Source organism: Pseudomonas sp. GW456-L13, from assembly GCF_017350115.1.
Classification (GTDB): domain Bacteria; phylum Pseudomonadota; class Gammaproteobacteria; order Pseudomonadales; family Pseudomonadaceae; genus Aquipseudomonas; species Aquipseudomonas jessenii.
Window position 1 is genome coordinate 1,626,504 of record NZ_JACNAS010000001.1, and the last position, 16,774, is coordinate 1,643,277.

16 protein-coding genes are annotated in these 16,774 nt (G+C 60.4%); all 16 read right to left on the reverse strand.

Annotated features, from left to right (window positions below; translation table 11 throughout):
* Nucleotides 1–134: 134 nt before the first annotated feature.
* Nucleotides 135–1,487 carry a flagellar hook-length control protein FliK gene (locus tag J4D25_RS07395; protein WP_057715881.1) on the reverse strand — a complete coding sequence of 451 codons (1,353 nt, stop codon included), beginning with the start codon at nt 1,485–1,487 and terminating at the stop codon, nt 135–137.
* A 100-nt stretch (nt 1,488–1,587) separates the two neighbouring features.
* A complete protein-coding gene (locus J4D25_RS07400) occupies nt 1,588–1,938 on the reverse strand; it encodes an Hpt domain-containing protein (RefSeq protein WP_057715882.1) in 351 nt (116 codons plus the stop codon).
* 30 nt (nt 1,939–1,968) lie between these two features.
* Nucleotides 1,969–3,675 (reverse strand): fused response regulator/phosphatase, encoded by a 1,707-nt coding sequence (locus J4D25_RS07405; RefSeq protein WP_057715883.1) that lies wholly within the window; start codon nt 3,673–3,675, stop codon nt 1,969–1,971.
* A gap of 5 nt (nt 3,676–3,680) precedes the next feature.
* Complete coding sequence (locus J4D25_RS07410) at nt 3,681–3,980, reverse strand: STAS domain-containing protein (RefSeq protein ID WP_057715884.1); 300 nt, start codon at nt 3,978–3,980, stop codon at nt 3,681–3,683.
* Between the two features lie 157 nt (nt 3,981–4,137).
* Entirely contained in the window at nt 4,138–4,587 is a 450-nt protein-coding gene (fliJ, locus tag J4D25_RS07415; protein WP_057715885.1) for a flagellar export protein FliJ, read from the reverse strand.
* A 6-nt stretch (nt 4,588–4,593) separates the two neighbouring features.
* Nucleotides 4,594–5,952 carry a flagellar protein export ATPase FliI gene (fliI, locus tag J4D25_RS07420; protein ID WP_057715886.1) on the reverse strand — a complete coding sequence of 453 codons (1,359 nt, stop codon included), beginning with the start codon at nt 5,950–5,952 and terminating at the stop codon, nt 4,594–4,596.
* Complete coding sequence (fliH, locus tag J4D25_RS07425) at nt 5,942–6,739, reverse strand: flagellar assembly protein FliH (protein ID WP_057715887.1); 798 nt, start codon at nt 6,737–6,739, stop codon at nt 5,942–5,944. The genes fliI and fliH overlap by 11 nt, the downstream gene beginning before the upstream one ends.
* Nucleotides 6,740–6,743: 4 nt before the next feature.
* Nucleotides 6,744–7,763, reverse strand: a complete 1,020-nt coding sequence (gene fliG, locus J4D25_RS07430) for a flagellar motor switch protein FliG (RefSeq protein ID WP_007983391.1) — start codon at nt 7,761–7,763, stop codon at nt 6,744–6,746.
* A complete protein-coding gene (fliF, locus tag J4D25_RS07435) occupies nt 7,756–9,543 on the reverse strand; it encodes a flagellar basal-body MS-ring/collar protein FliF (protein WP_057715888.1) in 1,788 nt (595 codons plus the stop codon). Before fliF ends, fliG begins: the two co-directional genes overlap by 8 nt.
* Before the next feature lie 16 nt (nt 9,544–9,559).
* Nucleotides 9,560–9,886 carry a flagellar hook-basal body complex protein FliE gene (fliE, locus tag J4D25_RS07440; RefSeq protein WP_057715889.1) on the reverse strand — a complete coding sequence of 109 codons (327 nt, stop codon included), beginning with the start codon at nt 9,884–9,886 and terminating at the stop codon, nt 9,560–9,562.
* Between the two features lie 234 nt (nt 9,887–10,120).
* Nucleotides 10,121–11,506: a sigma-54 dependent transcriptional regulator gene (locus tag J4D25_RS07445; RefSeq protein WP_057715890.1), complete on the reverse strand. Its 1,386-nt coding sequence runs from the start codon at nt 11,504–11,506 to the stop codon at nt 10,121–10,123.
* Between the two features lie 5 nt (nt 11,507–11,511).
* Complete coding sequence (locus J4D25_RS07450; RefSeq protein WP_198530269.1) at nt 11,512–12,705, reverse strand: PAS domain-containing sensor histidine kinase; 1,194 nt, start codon at nt 12,703–12,705, stop codon at nt 11,512–11,514.
* 128 nt (nt 12,706–12,833) lie between these two features.
* A complete protein-coding gene (locus J4D25_RS07455; RefSeq protein ID WP_046037712.1) occupies nt 12,834–14,309 on the reverse strand; it encodes a sigma-54 dependent transcriptional regulator in 1,476 nt (491 codons plus the stop codon).
* A gap of 171 nt (nt 14,310–14,480) precedes the next feature.
* Nucleotides 14,481–14,777 carry a hypothetical protein gene (locus J4D25_RS07460; RefSeq protein ID WP_056721566.1) on the reverse strand — a complete coding sequence of 99 codons (297 nt, stop codon included), beginning with the start codon at nt 14,775–14,777 and terminating at the stop codon, nt 14,481–14,483.
* A gap of 11 nt (nt 14,778–14,788) precedes the next feature.
* The gene (gene fliS / locus J4D25_RS07465; protein ID WP_057715892.1) at nt 14,789–15,184 is read right to left on the reverse strand and encodes a flagellar export chaperone FliS; all 396 of its coding nucleotides are present in this window, start codon (nt 15,182–15,184) and stop codon (nt 14,789–14,791) included.
* 129 nt (nt 15,185–15,313) lie between these two features.
* On the reverse strand, nt 15,314–16,750 hold the full coding sequence (fliD, locus tag J4D25_RS07470; protein ID WP_057715893.1) for a flagellar filament capping protein FliD: 1,437 nt from the start codon (nt 16,748–16,750) through the stop codon (nt 15,314–15,316).
* Nucleotides 16,751–16,774 lie beyond the last annotated feature (24 nt).

Sequence of the window (16,774 nt, forward strand, 5' to 3'; positions counted from 1 at the left end):
GATCGGAAGATCACCACGAAGCCACTGTGGGAGCGAGCTTGCTCGCGATGGCATTTTAACAGTCAACATTTTCATCGACTGTTACACCGCTATCGCGAGCAAGCTCGCTCCCACAGGGTTAGGTGTTCGTTTGGTCAGGCGTAGTAATCGACCGCGCTGGAGCCGATCACGCTGGTGGTATTGACCGCCGCTTCAGCGACGCTTGGGGTGATGTCATCATCCATTGAATCGAGGCGACCGCCGCTGGCACTGGTCCGCCCGCTCTGACCTTGCCGGGCTTGTTCCTGCCCCTGCTGCGAACCACGGGACTGGTCCGAAACGTTGACATCGACCTGCCCCATGCCCTGCTGCGCGAACATGTCGCGCAAGCGATGGACCTGCCCATCCAGCGCCTCACGGACGCCCGGATGCGCACTCATGAACGTGACCTGGGTCTGTTGATCGGGAACCATGTTCACCCGAATGTCCAGACGCCCGAGCTCTGCGGGCTGCAACTGGATGTCCGCCGCCTTGAGATTGGCGCTGGACAGGTACATGACCCGGTTCACCACCTCTTCGGTCCACCCGCTCTGGTGCATGGCGATCGGCTGGTTCACCGGCAAGGCATTGGCTGTCTTCGGTGTGGCCGCCTGGGTCAGCGCTGCCAGACGGTTGGCGAAATCATCGACACGGGTGTCGCTGCTGGCGGACTTGAGATCCTTCAGGCCGTCATCGATCAAGCCGCTGAAAGCCTTGTCTTCACCCGGGCTGGTGTCGCTCTTGTCACCCTTAACATCCAACAGGGTCGCCATGCCGGCGGCAAAATTTTGCTCTGGCGTCAGCTCTGCGTCAGCCTGGGCTTGCGCCTGTGTCGGTGCAGCCTTGGGCTGCGCCTGGCTGGACGCCGATACGTGACCGCCCTGCTCCATCGCCAGGCGCACCGCCGGCAATGCGTCGAGCGGATCGGTCGAGGGATCGAAATCGCCCTCGGCAGTGGCCAGCGCTGGAGCGAGTACAGCCGTAGCCGTTGCCGTAGCGGCAACCGGCGCATCAACGACAGGTTGCACGGTGTCGACCACGGCGGGGGCTACCGGTGCCGATACGATGGATTGCAATGTAGGATCAAGCGCCGGATCCAGCAGTGCGGCGTCAACGACCGGAGCCGGGTCGGCATCTGACGCATCATCGCCAGCGACCTTGTCGCCAGCCGGCACCGAACTCTTGGCAGGCAAGGATTTGCCGCCATCGGCAACCACCGGTTCCTCGGCGGCAGACTTGTCGTCACCAGCGTCTTTGGTTCCGGCAACATCGCTGGTTTTGTCGCGACCCGGCTTGAGCGACGCATCCGCCAACGCAGTGGGCTTGCTTTGCGCCTGATCGGCGTAGACATCAGCGAAGCTTGCGGCCTTGCCCCCGGGCTCAGAGGTCTGCGCCGGAGGATTGGCGGAGCCAGCTTGAGTCTTGGCCTGTCTGGAGGCCTGAAACAGAATATCGGGGGTAACGGGCATGAAACGGTCTCCGCTGCACGGGGCTCGTAAGTACAGTTGGATGAGTTTACTGCAAAAGTCGAGCCAGTTTCACTCGAATAGGACCAAATGCAGCGTGTGCTCAGATTTTCGCCGGGCAACGCTGTCGTTCAGCTTCGTACAGAGGCCGGATATCGGCGAATTCGCGGTCGATTTCGCCGACCAACTCCTGAACGGCGGCCCATGGCAAATCTTTGGCCTGCTGTTCAAGTTGACGGCAGAGCTCTGTCAGCCGGAAGGCGCCCATATTGCTGCTGCTGCCCTTGAAGCTATGGGCGGTTTCAACGAGCCGTGCGGCACTGTCGGCTGTTCTCAAGACTTTCAGGCGCTCTTCGGAGTCTGCAAGAAAGACAACCAGCAGATCCGGATAGCCCTCTTCCATCACTTCCTGCAATGCGCTCAGCACGTCGCGATCCACATGTGTGTCGTCCACTTGCTCACTCCTTGATCAAGAATGCGCGGATTATGCCAGAGCCTCCCAGATAAACTCCACGCGTGCACTTCGACCATTGTCGGTCCAGCGGGCATTACGCCCCAACTGGCGGATCAGACTGACCCCACGCCCCGACAGGCGGACGTCTTCCAAAGGTCTTGCGATCACCCGTTCGACATCGAAACCCTTGCCGCTGTCTTCAATGTGAATGGTCAGGCAACCGCCATCGTCCGTTGGCGTCACCTGCAAATGCAACCGTACATAGCCATCCAGTAGCTCGTCCAGCCGGGTATTGCGCTCTTGATAATATCGCGCAAAACCCGAGGCATCGCGCTTGAGACTCGAATCCAGCCCCAGCACGCCATGCTCCAGCGCATTGGAGTAGAGCTCCGCCAGCACGCTGTAGAGCGCACCGCTCTGAGCCCGAAGACCATGGACCTCAAGCAACAACTGCAACAGATAGGGTAACGGATTGAAGCGTTTGAGCGTGGCGGCGCGAAACTCGAAACTTACCGACCAGTCCAGCGGGCAGGACTGGCCGCTGTCGGAGTAGACCAACGCCGGCGGAGTGATTTGCGTCGACTCCAGCAGGCTGACTTCGACCATACTGACATCGTCACGCGCTTCACCGCCGAAATGACGCAGCGCCTGCTCGATCTCTTCGAACAGCGCATCCGGATGCCGATTGGCGGCAAACACCTGCTGCAATCGCTGCGCGCCAAACAGTTGATCATTGGCGTCGCAGGTATCGATCACCCCATCGGACAGTAGAAACACCCGATCCCCGAGGGCCATGGGATACACGTCGGTACGCTCATCGAAGGATTCCGGGCTCAGCACACCCAAAGGCAGGTTCCGCGCCGGCAGAGGCGTTCGCTCGCCACTGGCAACGCGATGCAGGTAACCGTCCGGCATGCCGCCATTCCAGACTTCCACCGAACGACGCTGAAAACTCAGGCACAGCAACGTGGCACAGCAGAACATGTCCACCGGCAGGATGCGCTTGAGCTTGGCATTCATCTCGCGCAGGATTTCCGCCAGGCCATAGCCCTTGGCGGTCATGCCGTAGAAGACCTCGGCCAAGGGCATCGCACCCACTGCCGCTGGCAAACCGTGGCCGGTGAAATCGCCCAGCAGCACGTGCATGTCTCCGGCCGGGGTGAATGCGGCCAGCAACAGGTCGCCGTTGAACAGCGCATAGGGCGATTGCAGATAACGGATATTCGGAGCGGCATTCAGGCAGCCGGAGTGCGCCACCTTGTCGAAAACGGCCTTGGCCACACGCTGTTCGTTGAGCAGGTAGTCGTGGTGCCGGGCGATCTGGTCACGCTGTTGCAGCACGGTGTCCTGCAAGCGCCGCAAGCGATCCATCGCCTTGATCTTGGCAGCGAGAATCACCTGGTTGTAGGGCTTGGCCAGAAAGTCGTCACCGCCGACTTCCAGGCAACGGGCCAGGGCTTCGCTTTCGGACAACGACGTGAGGAAGATGATCGGCACCAGGGTTTCCCCGGCCAGAGCCTTGATCTGCCGGGCCGCCTCGAAGCCGTCCATCACCGGCATCAGCGCATCCATCAACACCAGGTGCGGTGATTGCTGGCGAAACACCTCGACCGCTTCGGCACCGTTGGCCGCCGTCAGCACTTCGTGCCCCTGGCGGCGCAGAATGCTCGACAACAGCAGGCGATCGGCGGCGCTATCCTCGGCAATCAGGATCGTCAGCGGCTCCAGTGGCTGCATGGCAATCAACTGATGTCGAACAGCTTGTCGAAGTTGGAGATGGCGAGGATCTTGCGCACGTCGGTACTGCTGTTGACGACGCGGACATCGGAGTCGTCGCCACCGGCGTGATCACGCAGCAGAAGCAGCATGCCCAGTGCCGAGCTGTCGAGGTAAGTGGCGTCTTTCAGGTCGACCACAACCGCCGATGGCTGTTTATCTTCGTAGGACTGACGAAACTCCTGATGCTTGGCGAAATCGAATCGTCCCTTGACCGATATCGTCAGTTTTTGCCCATCCGGAGAGAGTTCTGTAACGACTGACATTTCATGGCTTCCTTGTCATTGGTAAACCCGCTTGCACAAGGTTTAGCATTTGGTAGAGGTTGGAGCAAGGCGGTAGGTTGTGGTGACTGTCGAATCGTTATCGCTGTAAACCTGACACCCCCGTGCGCTCACAGGTTCATCGCGAGCGAGTTCGCTCCTACAGGTGATCCTGCCGTGGCAGGCGTTGGGACAATTCATCCAACAGTTTTTGTTCGCGCCGGTCCTCAAGCGCCCGCGCCTCATCGGCATAGCGCTGAACCAGCTTGCGCAAGCCTTCGACCCGGGCAAACGCCTGCTGCCAGGTGTCCCGGGCCTTGTTCAGGTTGTTCTGATGCCAAGCCAGGCTTTGCCGCTGCTGGTCGATGGCCGTGCCCAGTTGCGCGAGAAAGCCCTGATAGCCCAGCAACCATTGGCCCGAGACGCCGCCGCTGCCCCGCACGATCCATTGCTCCTGATAATCGAGACGGAAGGCTTCGAGGTCGGCGAGTTTGCTTTCGGCCAAACGCACTTGCCCCTGAAAGTGCCCCAGGCGCTGGACTGCGGTTTTCTCGGCCTTTTCGGCCATTTCCACCACGGGGGCCAGGCGCCCTGCCCGAGTCTGGGCCATGGCCGGTTAGCCGCCCGCCGCGGGCGCGAAGATCGACGCGAGGTAAGCTTCGCTTTCGCCCAGGCTGATGCTGTCGTTGAGCCCCTGGCGCAGGTATTTGACCAGCTGCGGCTGCAAGGAAATCGCCAGGTCGGTCTCGCGGTCGCCGCCAGCGACGTAGGCGCCGACGCTGATCAGGTCGCGACTCTGCTGATAGCGCGACCACAATTGCTTGAAATACTGTGCTCGCATCATGTGCTCCGGCGACACCACCGCCGGCATCACCCGGCTGATGGATGCCTCGATATCAATGGCCGGGTAATGCCCTTCCTCGGCCAGTCGCCGAGACAGCACGATGTGCCCGTCGAGCACGCCCCGCGCCGAGTCGGCAATCGGGTCCTGCTGGTCATCGCCTTCGGACAGCACGGTGTAGAACGCGGTGATCGAACCACCGCCCTTCTCGGCATTACCGGCCCGCTCCACCAGCTTCGGCAGCTTGGCGAATACCGACGGCGGATAGCCTTTGGTCGCCGGCGGCTCGCCGATGGCCAAGGCGATTTCCCGCTGGGCCTGGGCGAAACGGGTCAGCGAATCCATGAGCAACAGGACGTTCTTGCCCTTGTCGCGGAAATATTCGGCGATGCGCGTGCAGTACATGGCGGCGCGCAGTCGCATCAGCGGCGCATCGTCCGCCGGGGACGCCACCACTACCGAACGCTTGAGCCCTTCTTCACCGAGGATGTGCTCGATGAATTCTTTAACTTCACGCCCCCGCTCACCGATCAGCCCGACGACGATAATGTCGGCCTCGGTAAAGCGCGTCATCATCCCCAACAGCACGGATTTACCGACACCGGTACCGGCGAACAGGCCGAGCCGCTGGCCGCGGCCGACCGTCAACATGCCATTGATGCAACGGATGCCCACGTCCAGCGGTTCGCTGATCGGTTCGCGCTTGAGCGGGTTGATGGTCGGGCCGTCCATTGGCACCCAGTCTTCGGCCTTCATCCCGCCCTTGCCGTCCAGCGCACGACCGGCGCCATCCAGCACCCGCCCGAGCATGCTCATGCCCATGGGCAGGCGACCGGTATCGGCCAAGGGCACCACTCGGGCACCGGGCGCGATGCCGGCGACACTGCCGACTGGCATCAGGAAGACTTTACTGCCGGAGAAGCCCATCACCTCGGCTTCGACCTGCATCGGGTGATAGCTGTCGTCGTTGATGACCATGCAGCGGCTGCCCATGGCGGCGCGCAGGCCTTCGGCTTCAAGGGTCAGGCCGACCATGCGCAGCAAGCGGCCTTCGAGGATCGGTGCGCCCTCCAGTCCCGTGGCCTCGGCATAGCTGCCCAGGCGCTTGGCGAAACTGGTGCGTTCAAGGCGCATCGGGAACATCCTGAGCCGGTGCGACCGCAGGCTTACTTTCGATCGGCAGTTCCAGGCTCAGGTCCGGCGCGGCCGGGTGCAAGGCCTGCTCGTGCAACTGATCGAACAGCTTGTCCATCACCCGCGCGACACGGGTTTCGACCGTGGCGTCGATGCGGCTGTGTTCTGTCTCGACCCGGCAACCGCCAGGCAACAACGCTTCGTCCTCGACGATGCGCCAGGTTTCTTCATGACGTTCGCGCAGGGCTTTGACCTGTTCGAAATCCTGCGGATTGATGTACAGCCGCACATTGCCCACGCCCAGCGGCAAGAGCTTGAGCGCCTCGCGCATGACGTGTTCGATCTGCGTCGAGTCGATGGCCAGTTCGCGCTGAATCACCTGTCTGGTGATGTGCTGCACGAGGTCGACCAGGGACTTTTCAATCTCGGTGTCCTGTTCGGCAATGGGCTCGAACAGGTGCGTCATCAGTTGCTCCAACGCCGCAATTTTGGCGGTCAGGGCCACCTCGGCTTCCTGACGGACCTTGAGCGTGGTGCTGTGGAAACCTTCCTTCTCACCCACCGCGAAGCCTTCGTTATAGGCTTCCTGGCGAATGCTTTCGAGCTCTTCGAGGGTCAGTGGCTGGACTTCCTCCAGCGGCACTTCCTCCATTTCCGGCGGTTCGGGTTCAGGCTCAGGTTCCGGCTCGGGTTCCGGCGGGTCGAAACTGGGCAGTGCCCAGGTATCGAAACCACTGACATCCCTGGCCCGGATCAGGTCAGTGGGTGCATCATCATTCTTGACCATGGTGTTAGATCATTTCCTCGCCGCCCTTGCCGCCGAGAACGATTTCCCCGGCTTCGGCCATACGGCGGGCGATGGTGAGGATTTCCTTCTGCGCGGTTTCCACGTCGCTGACGCGCACCGGGCCCTTGGCTTCCAGGTCGTCGCGCAACAGTTCGGCGGCACGCTTGGACATGTTCTTGAAGATCTTCTCCTTGACGCCTTCGTCCGACCCTTTGAGGGCCAGCACCAGCACATCGGAGGACACCTCGCGCAGCAGCGCCTGAATCCCACGGTCGTCGACATCGGCCAGGTTGTTGAACACGAACATGAGGTCTTCGATCTGACCGGACAGGTCTTCGTCGACTTCGCGGATCGAGTCCATGAGCTGGCCTTCGATCGAGCTGTCGAGGAAGTTCATGATGTCCGCCGCGCGTTTGATGCCACCCAGGGTAGTGCGCGAGGCATTCGAGTTGCCGGAGAACTGCTTCTCGAGAATCTGGTTGAGCTCTTTCAGGGCCGCTGGCTGTACGGTGTTCAGCGAAGAGACCCGCAGGATGATGTCGAGCCGCACCTTGTGGTCGAAGTTGCCGAGCACTTCACCGGCCTGGTCCGGATCGAGATACGCCACCACGATCGCCTGGATCTGCGGGTGTTCATAACGGATCACGTCGGCGACGGCGCGCGGCTCCATCCACTTCAGGCTGTCGAGGCCGCTGGTGTTGCCACCGAGCAGGATACGGTCGATCAGGCCGTTGGCCTTGTCTTCGCCAAGAGCCTGGGTGAGCATCTTGCGCACATAGTCGTCGGAGCCGACGCCCAGGCTGGTCTGGTCGCCGACGATATCGACGAACTCGCTCATCACCTGTTCGACCTGCTCGCGGTGCACATTACCCATCTGGGCCATGGCCACACCCACGCGCTGAACCTCTTTGGGGCCCATGTGGCGCAGCACCTGGGCAGCGTCGGTGGACCCCAGGGACAGCAACAGGATTGCGGCTTTGTCGACCTTGGACAGTTTGGCGGCAACGGCTCGGTTATCACTCATCTGCGTTAATCCACTCTTTCACGACCTGGGCCACACGACCCGGGTCTTCTGCCACCAGACTCTTGATTGCGTTCAACTGAGCGTCATAGCCTTCGCTCGGGCTCGGCAACAGGATGCTGGTCGGGCCACCGAGGCTGACACGGTCGTTGGCCAGTTCGCCATCCAGACCGCCCATGCCACCCAACTCGACGTCGCTGCCGATACCGGCCAACTGCTTGCCCTTGCCACCACCGGTAATATTGTTGAGCACCGGACGCAGCACACCGAATACCAGCACCAGAATGAACAGCACACCCAGCACTTGCTTGACGATGTCCCAGAACCACGGCTGGGAGTAGAACGGAATTTCGGCAATCGCTTCACCGCGCTCGGCGGAGAACGGCATGTTGATCACACTGACGCTGTCACCACGGCTGGCATCGAAGCCGACCGCGTCCTGAACCAGGCGAGTGAAGCGCGCCAATTCATCGGCGCTCCATGGCGCACGGGTGGTTTCGCCGCTGGCCGGATTGATCTTGACCTGATCATCGACCACCACCGACACCGACAGGCGATTCAACCGGCCCTGCTGCTGCTTGGTGTGGCTGATGGATCGGTCGAGTTCGAAGTTCTTGGTCGATTGTTGACGCTTGTCCGCCGGGTACGGAGCGAGCATCGGCTGACCGGTGGCCGGGTCCATGATTTGCTGGCCATTGGCATCAACCAGCGGTTGGCCCGGCTGCACCATGCCGGCTGCACCCGGAGTGCCGCCGGTGGTTTGCGGCGCGGAGGCCGGCGCTGGAGGCTGGTTGCTCAAGGCACCCGGCACGCCTTGCGGGCCATTGCTGGCGGTACGTTGTTCGTTGACCGACTGCTCGCTGCGCAACGCCGGTTGATCCGGGTTGAATTGCTCGGAAGTCGATTCGACCGCACTGAAGTCCACGTCGGCCGAGACTTCGGCCTTGTAACGGTCGTTGCCCAGCACCGGCTGCAGGATGTTGTGCACGCGCTGAGTGAGCATGCTTTCCATGCGACGGCTGTAGTCGAACTGCTTGCCAGCCATGGTCAATTCGGAGTTTTCCGCCTGATCGGAGAGCAGGTTGCCCTTCTGGTCGACCACGGTGATCTGCGACTTGCTGAGCTCGGGAACGCTGGTCGCTACCAGATTGATGATAGCCACGACCTGGCCAGGCTCGAGGGAGCGACCGGAATAGAGTTCAACCAGAACAGAAGCGCTTGGCTTGCGTTCGTCGCGCACGAACACCGAACTTTTCGGGATCGCCAGGTGTACGCGGGCGCCCTTGACGTTGTTCAGGCTGGAAATGGTGCGGGCCAGTTCGCCTTCGAGGCCGCGACGGTAGCGGGTCGCTTCCATGAACTGACTGGTGCCAAGCCCCTGCTCCTTGTCGAGGATTTCAAAACCGATGTTGCCGTCGCTGGGAGTGACACCAGCGGCCGCGAGCTTGAGCCGCGCTCGGGACAGGTCATCGGCCTTGACCAGCAAGGCACCGGAATTGGGTTCGACGGTGTACGGGATATCGGCGGAGGCCAGGGTATCCATGACCTGCTTGGCGTCCATGCCGGCAAGGCTGCCGTACAGAGGCCGGTAGTCCGGTTGCTGGGACCACAACACCACGGCAAAACCAATCGCCACGCTCGCCGCCAGGCCGACCAACAGGCCCACCTGACGCAACATGGTCATCTCGGAGAGGTTTTCCAGGAAAGACAACCCGAACAGCGGCGGTTTGCCGTCTATTGGAGTGGCCTTGGCCGGAACGTTATCGGCGACTGCTTCTGCCATGACTCAATCTCGTCCTTTAAACCGGCATCTGCATGATGTCTTGGTAGGCCTGAACCAGTTTGTTGCGCACCTGGGTCAATGCCTGGAAGGACACGCTGGCTTTCTGCGATGAGATCATCACGTCTGTAAGATCGACGCCGCTTTTGCCGATTTCGAACGCACTGGCCAACTGCGTGGAAGCCTGTTGGGTGTCGTTCACTTTATTGACGGCCTGACCGAGCATGTCGGAAAAGCTGCTGCCCGACACTTCAGGAACGGCAGTCGATTTCGGCGCAGACATGGCATCCATTTGCATGGCGCGCATATCCAGCATCAACCGATTGAATTCAATACCTTGGCTCATGGTTTCTCTCTTTGACGACCCGCAATTTTTTGACACTCACTCGGCGGGTCATGAGGTGTTAGCAACAAGGGTGCCAGCTCCATGGCCTTGTTTCACAAAAGCCCTTCTCATCGCCGCTAGCCGCTGTAGGAGCGAGCTTGCTCGCGATGAACTAAAGAACGCCGCATTTATCCTGACGCCCCGCATTATCGTTAACGACCATCGCGAGCAGAGCTCGCCCCTACAGGAACAGGATCATGTGGCGAACAGATAGGCTTCCACATCCATGCCGGCATCGCGCATTTGCGCCAGCTTGTAGCGCAGGGTCCGCGGGCTGATACCCAGGCGCTCGGCCGCCTCTTTGCGACGACCGCGTTCGGCGCGCAGGGTATCGATGATCATCTGGAACTCTCGGCGACGCAGATCATCACCCAGCGCACCGGCCGACTCGGGCTGGACCTCCACAGGACGCACCGGCGCCTGCGCCAATGCAGGCAGCGGCGCGCAAGCCACCGGCCCGGCCAGGCAGAAATCCTGCGGCTGGATCAAGCCACCCTGCTGCAGAATCAACGCACGCTGAATCGCGTTGTCCAGCTCACGCACGTTACCCGGCCACGGATAAGCGATCAGGCACGCCTGGGCCTCGAGGGACAATCTGGCCGGTGAATGCTTCATTTTATTGACGTGCCTGGCCAGCAGACGCTCGGCCAGCGGCAGGATGTCGGCGGTACGCTCGCGCAACGGACGCCAGGCCAGGGGAAACACCGACAGGCGATAGTAAAGATCTTCACGGAAGCGCCCCGCTGCCACTTCACCCGCCAGGTCGCGATTGGTGGTGGCAACCACGCGAATGTCCAGTGTGATCGGCTTGCGCGCCCCAACCCTTTCGACCTCACGTTCTTGCAGTACGCGCAGCAATTTGGCCTGGAGCCCCAGGGGCATTTCGGAAATTTCGTCGAGCAGAATGGTGCCGCCGTCGGCCTGCTCGAACTTGCCGGCTTGCGCGGCAATGGCACCGGTGAAGGAGCCCTTCTCGTGCCCGAACAAGGTCGCTTCGAGCATGTTGTCCGGGATCGCCGCACAGTTGATCGCAATGAATGGCTGATTGGCGCGATGAGAATGCTGATGAATGTAGCGCGCCAGCACTTCCTTGCCCGTGCCCGACTCACCCGAGATCAACACCGTGGAATCGCTGCGTGCGACCCGCGCTGCCAATTCGAGCAACTGCGCGCTCGCCGGCTCGAATGCTATCGGCCCTTCACCCTCAGCCAGGCCGAGACTGCCCAGGGCATGACGCCCCACCAGATCGAGCAACGCCTTGGGCTCGAAAGGTTTGACCAGATAGTCCACCGCACCTTGGCGCATCGCATCGACCGCACGCTCGACCGCGCCGTGAGCCGTCATCAGCAACACCGGCAATTGCGGCTGCCGCGCTCGCAACAGGCCCAGCAACTGGTGGCCGTCCATACCCGGCATGTTGACGTCGCTGATCACCAGGCTGAAGGCCTCGCCGCCGACGGCAAGCAACGCCTCCTCTGCCGAACCCACCGCCTTGTAATCGTGCCCCGCGAGCAATAGCGTATCGGCCAGCGCCTCGCGCAACGCGCGGTCGTCCTCGACCAGCAGAACCTTGATACCCATCTGTGTCACTCCGCTCCTTGAGCGCTGCTGAACAACGGCAGGATAACCTGCGCGCAAGTGCCGCGACCGAGTTGCGAGCGCAACTGCAATTGTCCCTGATGAGCACGTGCCACTGCCTTGACCACGGTCAGGCCAAGACCTGTACCAGTGGCCTTGGTGGTAAAAAAGGGTTCGCCCAATCGCGCCAGAACGGCGGCATCGATACCGGAGCCACTGTCGCTGACGCACAGGCGCAGGTAATTGCCACGGGTATAGAGGTGAATCTTGAGGCGCAATGGACCGGCACTGGACTGAATGGCATTCTCGATCAGATTGAGGATCGCACCGACCAGGGTGTCGCGATTGCACAGCAACTCCCCCGAATGACTGTCGCACTGCCAGCGGATCGGCAGATCCTGTACGTGGGTCAGTGCCGCCGCTTGCAACGATTGCATCAACTGAGCGGGCGTCACGCGATCGGTCAGCGGCAACTCGCCCCGGGCGAAAACCAGCATGTCGCGCACCTGGTGCTCCAGCTCGTGCAGGCGCTCCTTGAGGCGCCCGGCAAAGCGCTGCTGGGTAGCGACCGGCAGCTCTTGCTCGGTCAAATGACTGGCATACAGCAACGCGGCGGACAACGGCGTGCGTATCTGATGAGCCAACGAAGCGACCATGCGCCCCAACGACGACAGCCGCTCATGACGGGCCAGTTGATCCTGCAGGTGACGGGTTTCAGTCAGGTCGTTGAGCAACACCAACTGGCCAGGCTCGGCGTCCAGCGAGCGCGTGGCGATCGACAGGCGCCGACCATCCTTGAGGGAGACTTCATGACCATCGTCTTCGCGCGGCGCAAAACAGCGGGCAATGACGTGGCGCCACAATTCACCTTCCAGCGGCAACCCCAGCAACTCGCACGCCGCCGGATTGGCTTCGCGCACGATGCCCTGGGCGTCAATGACGATGACGCCGCCGGGCAAGAGATCAAGGAGGTTTTGCAGGCGGTTGGCCAGGCGTTCTTTTTCCGCCAGCTCCTGCATGCGCTGAGCACTGACCACTGCCAATTCACCCTTGAGCTCGGTTACCCGGGCTTCAAGCATGCTGTAGGAATCGGTCAACTGACTGGACATCTGGTTGAACAGCGCAAATGCCTGCTCAAGGCCAAGCCGGCTCGCCAGCTCTACGGACGACGGTTGTCCCGAAGCGTCAAGGACAGGAGACATCTGGGCGGCTTGGGGCATCGTGCTCTCTCGCTTGGCTGACCGTCAGTGAAACGGAACGTTGCGAGGGACGTAGCAATACCCGTGCCTAAAAAAAACTTCTTATAAATGAACGAGTTGAAAATCAGGCGTCAATCATCCGCCTGCTCGTCTCCATCACGACGGCTCATGCCGTACTTGCGCATCTTTTCCACCAGCGTGGTACGACGAATACGCAGGCGCTCGGCCGCGCGCGCCACAATGCCGTTGGCATCATCCAGCGCCTGCTGGATCAGCCCCTGCTCCAGACCACCGAGGTAGTCCTTCAGGTCCAGACCTTCCGGAGGCAACATGGCATTGGCGGTAAAGTCCTGGGTATGGCCGTTGATGGCCACGCGCTCTTCCAGATCGCTGCGCAGGCTGTCGACCATTTGCTCGTCTTCATCGTCGACGTAGCGGAATTTCTTCGGCAACTCGACCACGCCGATCACGCCGTATGGGTGCATGATCGCCATGCGCTCCACCAGGTTGGCCAATTCGCGGACGTTGCCCGGCCAGCCATGACGACACAGCGACATGATGGCCGCCGAGTTGAAACGGATCGAACCGCGCTTCTCGTGTTCCATGCGCGAGATCAGCTCGTTCATCAGCAGGGGAATGTCTTCGACGCGCTCACGCAGCGGCGCCATCTCGATCGGGAACACATTCAGGCGGTAGTACAAATCTTCGCGGAAGGTGCCGATCTCGATCATGCTTTCGAGATTCTTGTGGGTCGCCGCAATGATGCGCACGTCGACGCTCTGGGTCTTGTTGCTGCCCACGCGCTCGAAGGTGCGCTCCTGCAACACGCGCAGCAACTTGACCTGCATCGGCAGCGGCATGTCGCCGATTTCATCGAGGAACAGGGTGCCGCCGTTGGCCAGTTCGAATCGACCGGCGCGGCTGGTGATCGCCCCGGTGAAGGCGCCCTTCTCATGGCCGAACAATTCGCTTTCCAGCAACTCGGCCGGAATCGCCCCGCAGTTGACCGGCACGAACGGCGCTTCGCGGCGCTTGGAATGGTAATGCAGGTTGCGCGCAACCACTTCCTTGCCGGTGCCGGACTCACCGAGGATCAGCACGCTGGCATCGGTGTCGGCGACCTGCTGCATCATCTGGCGGACGTGTTGAATCGCCCGGCTGGTGCCGACAAGGCTGCGGAAAAGATTGGGTTCGCGATGACGACCGCGCTCGCGGGCCTGGTCGTACATCTCGCGATAGACCTGGGCACGGTGCAGCGAATCGAGCAATTTGCTGTAGCTGGGCGGCATTTCGAGGGTCGAAAGCACTCGCCGACGCTGGTCTTCCGGCAAGTCAATGGAAGAATTATCGCCCATTAACAAAACCGGAAGGAACTCATCCCATGTCGACAGTGTCTTAAGCAAGCCCAGAAGTGCACCAGGAGCATTGACCGTCCCGATGAGGACACAGATCACTTCACGACTTGACGACAAAGAGCCGACAGCCTGCTGCCAGTCATGGCTTCCGCAGGGTAAATTTTCTTCGCCGAGAAAATTCAAAATCACCGCCAGGTCGCGGCGGCGGACGCTATCGTCATCAATCAGCAGAATTTTGGTTTCACGCCACATGCAATAGCAACTTCCCTAGTCAACTCAATGCCCAAAATGCTGGGGCAAGCTAAACGCTTGCAGGCCTTGTATGCCTGAAGACGACTGAAATCTGGAACCAGCCACTAGTTAAGTCAAAAATCCGTGCACAGTCAAATTTATGGCGCACTTGTTTGGATTAACCGGGTTTTATTATCCAAACAGATGGTAAACCTTTGCCGCGTTCCGCGCTTGCTGGATCTGAGACATTTCATCGACTATCGCCTGCCTTTCACCCATCGCGACCTCAAGCAGCTGCTTGTAGACATACAGCAGCTCCTCAAGATTGCTGCGCAAAACCTCTTCATCCAGCGAAGCCTCGCTCATGACATCTTCCATGCAGGAACGGCAATCCAGGTCCAATTGACCGATGGCCTCCCAGTCACGCTCGGCCAAAGCACCGACCAGCGCTTCACGAGTTTGCTCTATCCGCTGCAATACAAGACTCATGGCGATCTCCCTTAGAACTGCGGACCTGGCTCAGCAATGCCGTCCCAGCCTTCTTTCACCGTGCGCAACAAGCTCGCGACCTCATCGAGAATCTCCGGATCGCTGCTGATGTTCGCCTCGGCCAGGCGCTTCATCATGTAGAGGTAAAGGCTGTCGAGTTCACCCACGGCATCGGCGCAGTTTTCAAGATCCAGGCCTTCACGCAAACCACCGATGATGCCGATCGCCTTGCTGATCGACACACACTTGCCGGGAATGTCCTTGCGGTCCAGGGCGCCTTTGGCCTGGGCAATACGGTCCAGGCCACCCCCCATGAGCATCTGCACCAAACGATGCGGACTTGCTTCTGACGTCTGGGCGTGCGCACCCACTTTCTGATACTGCCGAAGGGCTAACATTGGATTCATGTTCTACCTCATTACCACAAAGACTCGTATGACCAGTGTATCGTCCGCGAGCCAGAGAACTTTAGATCAAAAGACAAAAACCCGGCACACGCGAAAATGCGTAGCCGGGTTTTTATCGTCAGTTCATGACTAGCTGTTGGACTTCTGGGCGTTCAAGGAAGTGAAGAACGAGGTGATGTTACTCGCCGTCGCTTTCATCTGCCCGACCAAAAGGTCCATTGCGTTGTACTTGGCGGTCAACGTCTTGGTCATGTTGGCGACACGCAAGTCCAGCGCAGTCTGCTGATTTGAAAGGTTCTTGCTCACGGTCTGCAGGCTGGTATTGCGCTGGTCAAGCAACCCGCCCGTCTGCACATAAGGCTTGATTACAGTGCCCATGCGCGCCAGCAGGCCGTTGGTAGCATTGCTACCGTTGAACAACTGCTGCACCTGGCCGCTCATGCCGTTGATGGCCATCGTCTTGTTGAACGCCGTTGTATCGAACGCCAGGTTGCCAGTTTTCTCATTCGTCAGCACGCCGATCTGCGACAGAACGGCCAATGGACCGCCCGCCCCGGGAGCGGTCAGCACGCTGCGGATATCGGAGATCAGTGTGCGCGACATCGAATCACCGGTAAACGCCGCCTGAACAGTCAGGTTGCCATCGGCATCCGCTGTCGCCTTGGACAGGGAGTTGATGGTGTTCATCAGGGTGTTGTAGGAATCAACGAACGACTGGATCGACGTCTGCAAACCGGCGGTGTTGTTCGCGACGGTGACGGTCGCCGCAGCCGGCGGCGTACCCGGGCTCACGGATGTCAGGTTCAGGGTCAGGCCACTGACCGCGCCGGTAACCGTATTGCTCTTGCTGGTCACTGCCAGTCCATCGATGGTCAGCGATGCATCCACCGCAATCCCGTTGACAGCTCCTGAACTGGAGGCCGAAGGGTTGGTGCCCATCGGTTGGGTGCCGTCGATTTCAAGGCCGGCGATACCGCTGACCGTCAGGTCGGAACCCGCGCCGGTCTTGGTGGAGCTGATCACCAGACGCGATGCACCCGTGCTGTCGGTCACGATGTTGGCAGAAATACCATTACTCGCCTGTGCAGAGTTGATGGCGTCCCGGGTGCTCTGCAAGGTCGCATTGGCTGGAATCGTGACATCGTAATCAGTGCCATTCTGACTGATTTTCAAAGTACCACTCGGAATGGCACTGGCGGCACCGCCGGCAAAAGAAGCACTGGCTACTTTCGAGCTGGTGGCCAGCTTATTCACAACAACGCTGTAAGTACCGGCAACGGCGGTATTGTCGGAAGTTGCACCCAGGATCGACGGGGTACCCGAAGTTGCGGTATAGCCCGCAAACGCAGGATTGGTCTTGCTACCGAGATTGGTCAGCGCCGTCTGAAAGGCCGTCAGTGCGCTTTTCAAGGAACCGACACCGGAAATCTTCAGCGTGTTGGTTTTGGTCTGGGTATCGATCTGCGTCTGTTTCGCCGATTTGTCGGCGTTGACCAGCGCAGTAACGATCGCACCGATATCCAGGCCAGAGCCCAGGCCCGTACCCGGTAAAATTGGACTTGCCATTTTGCGTCTCCCTTCAGGTTGCTG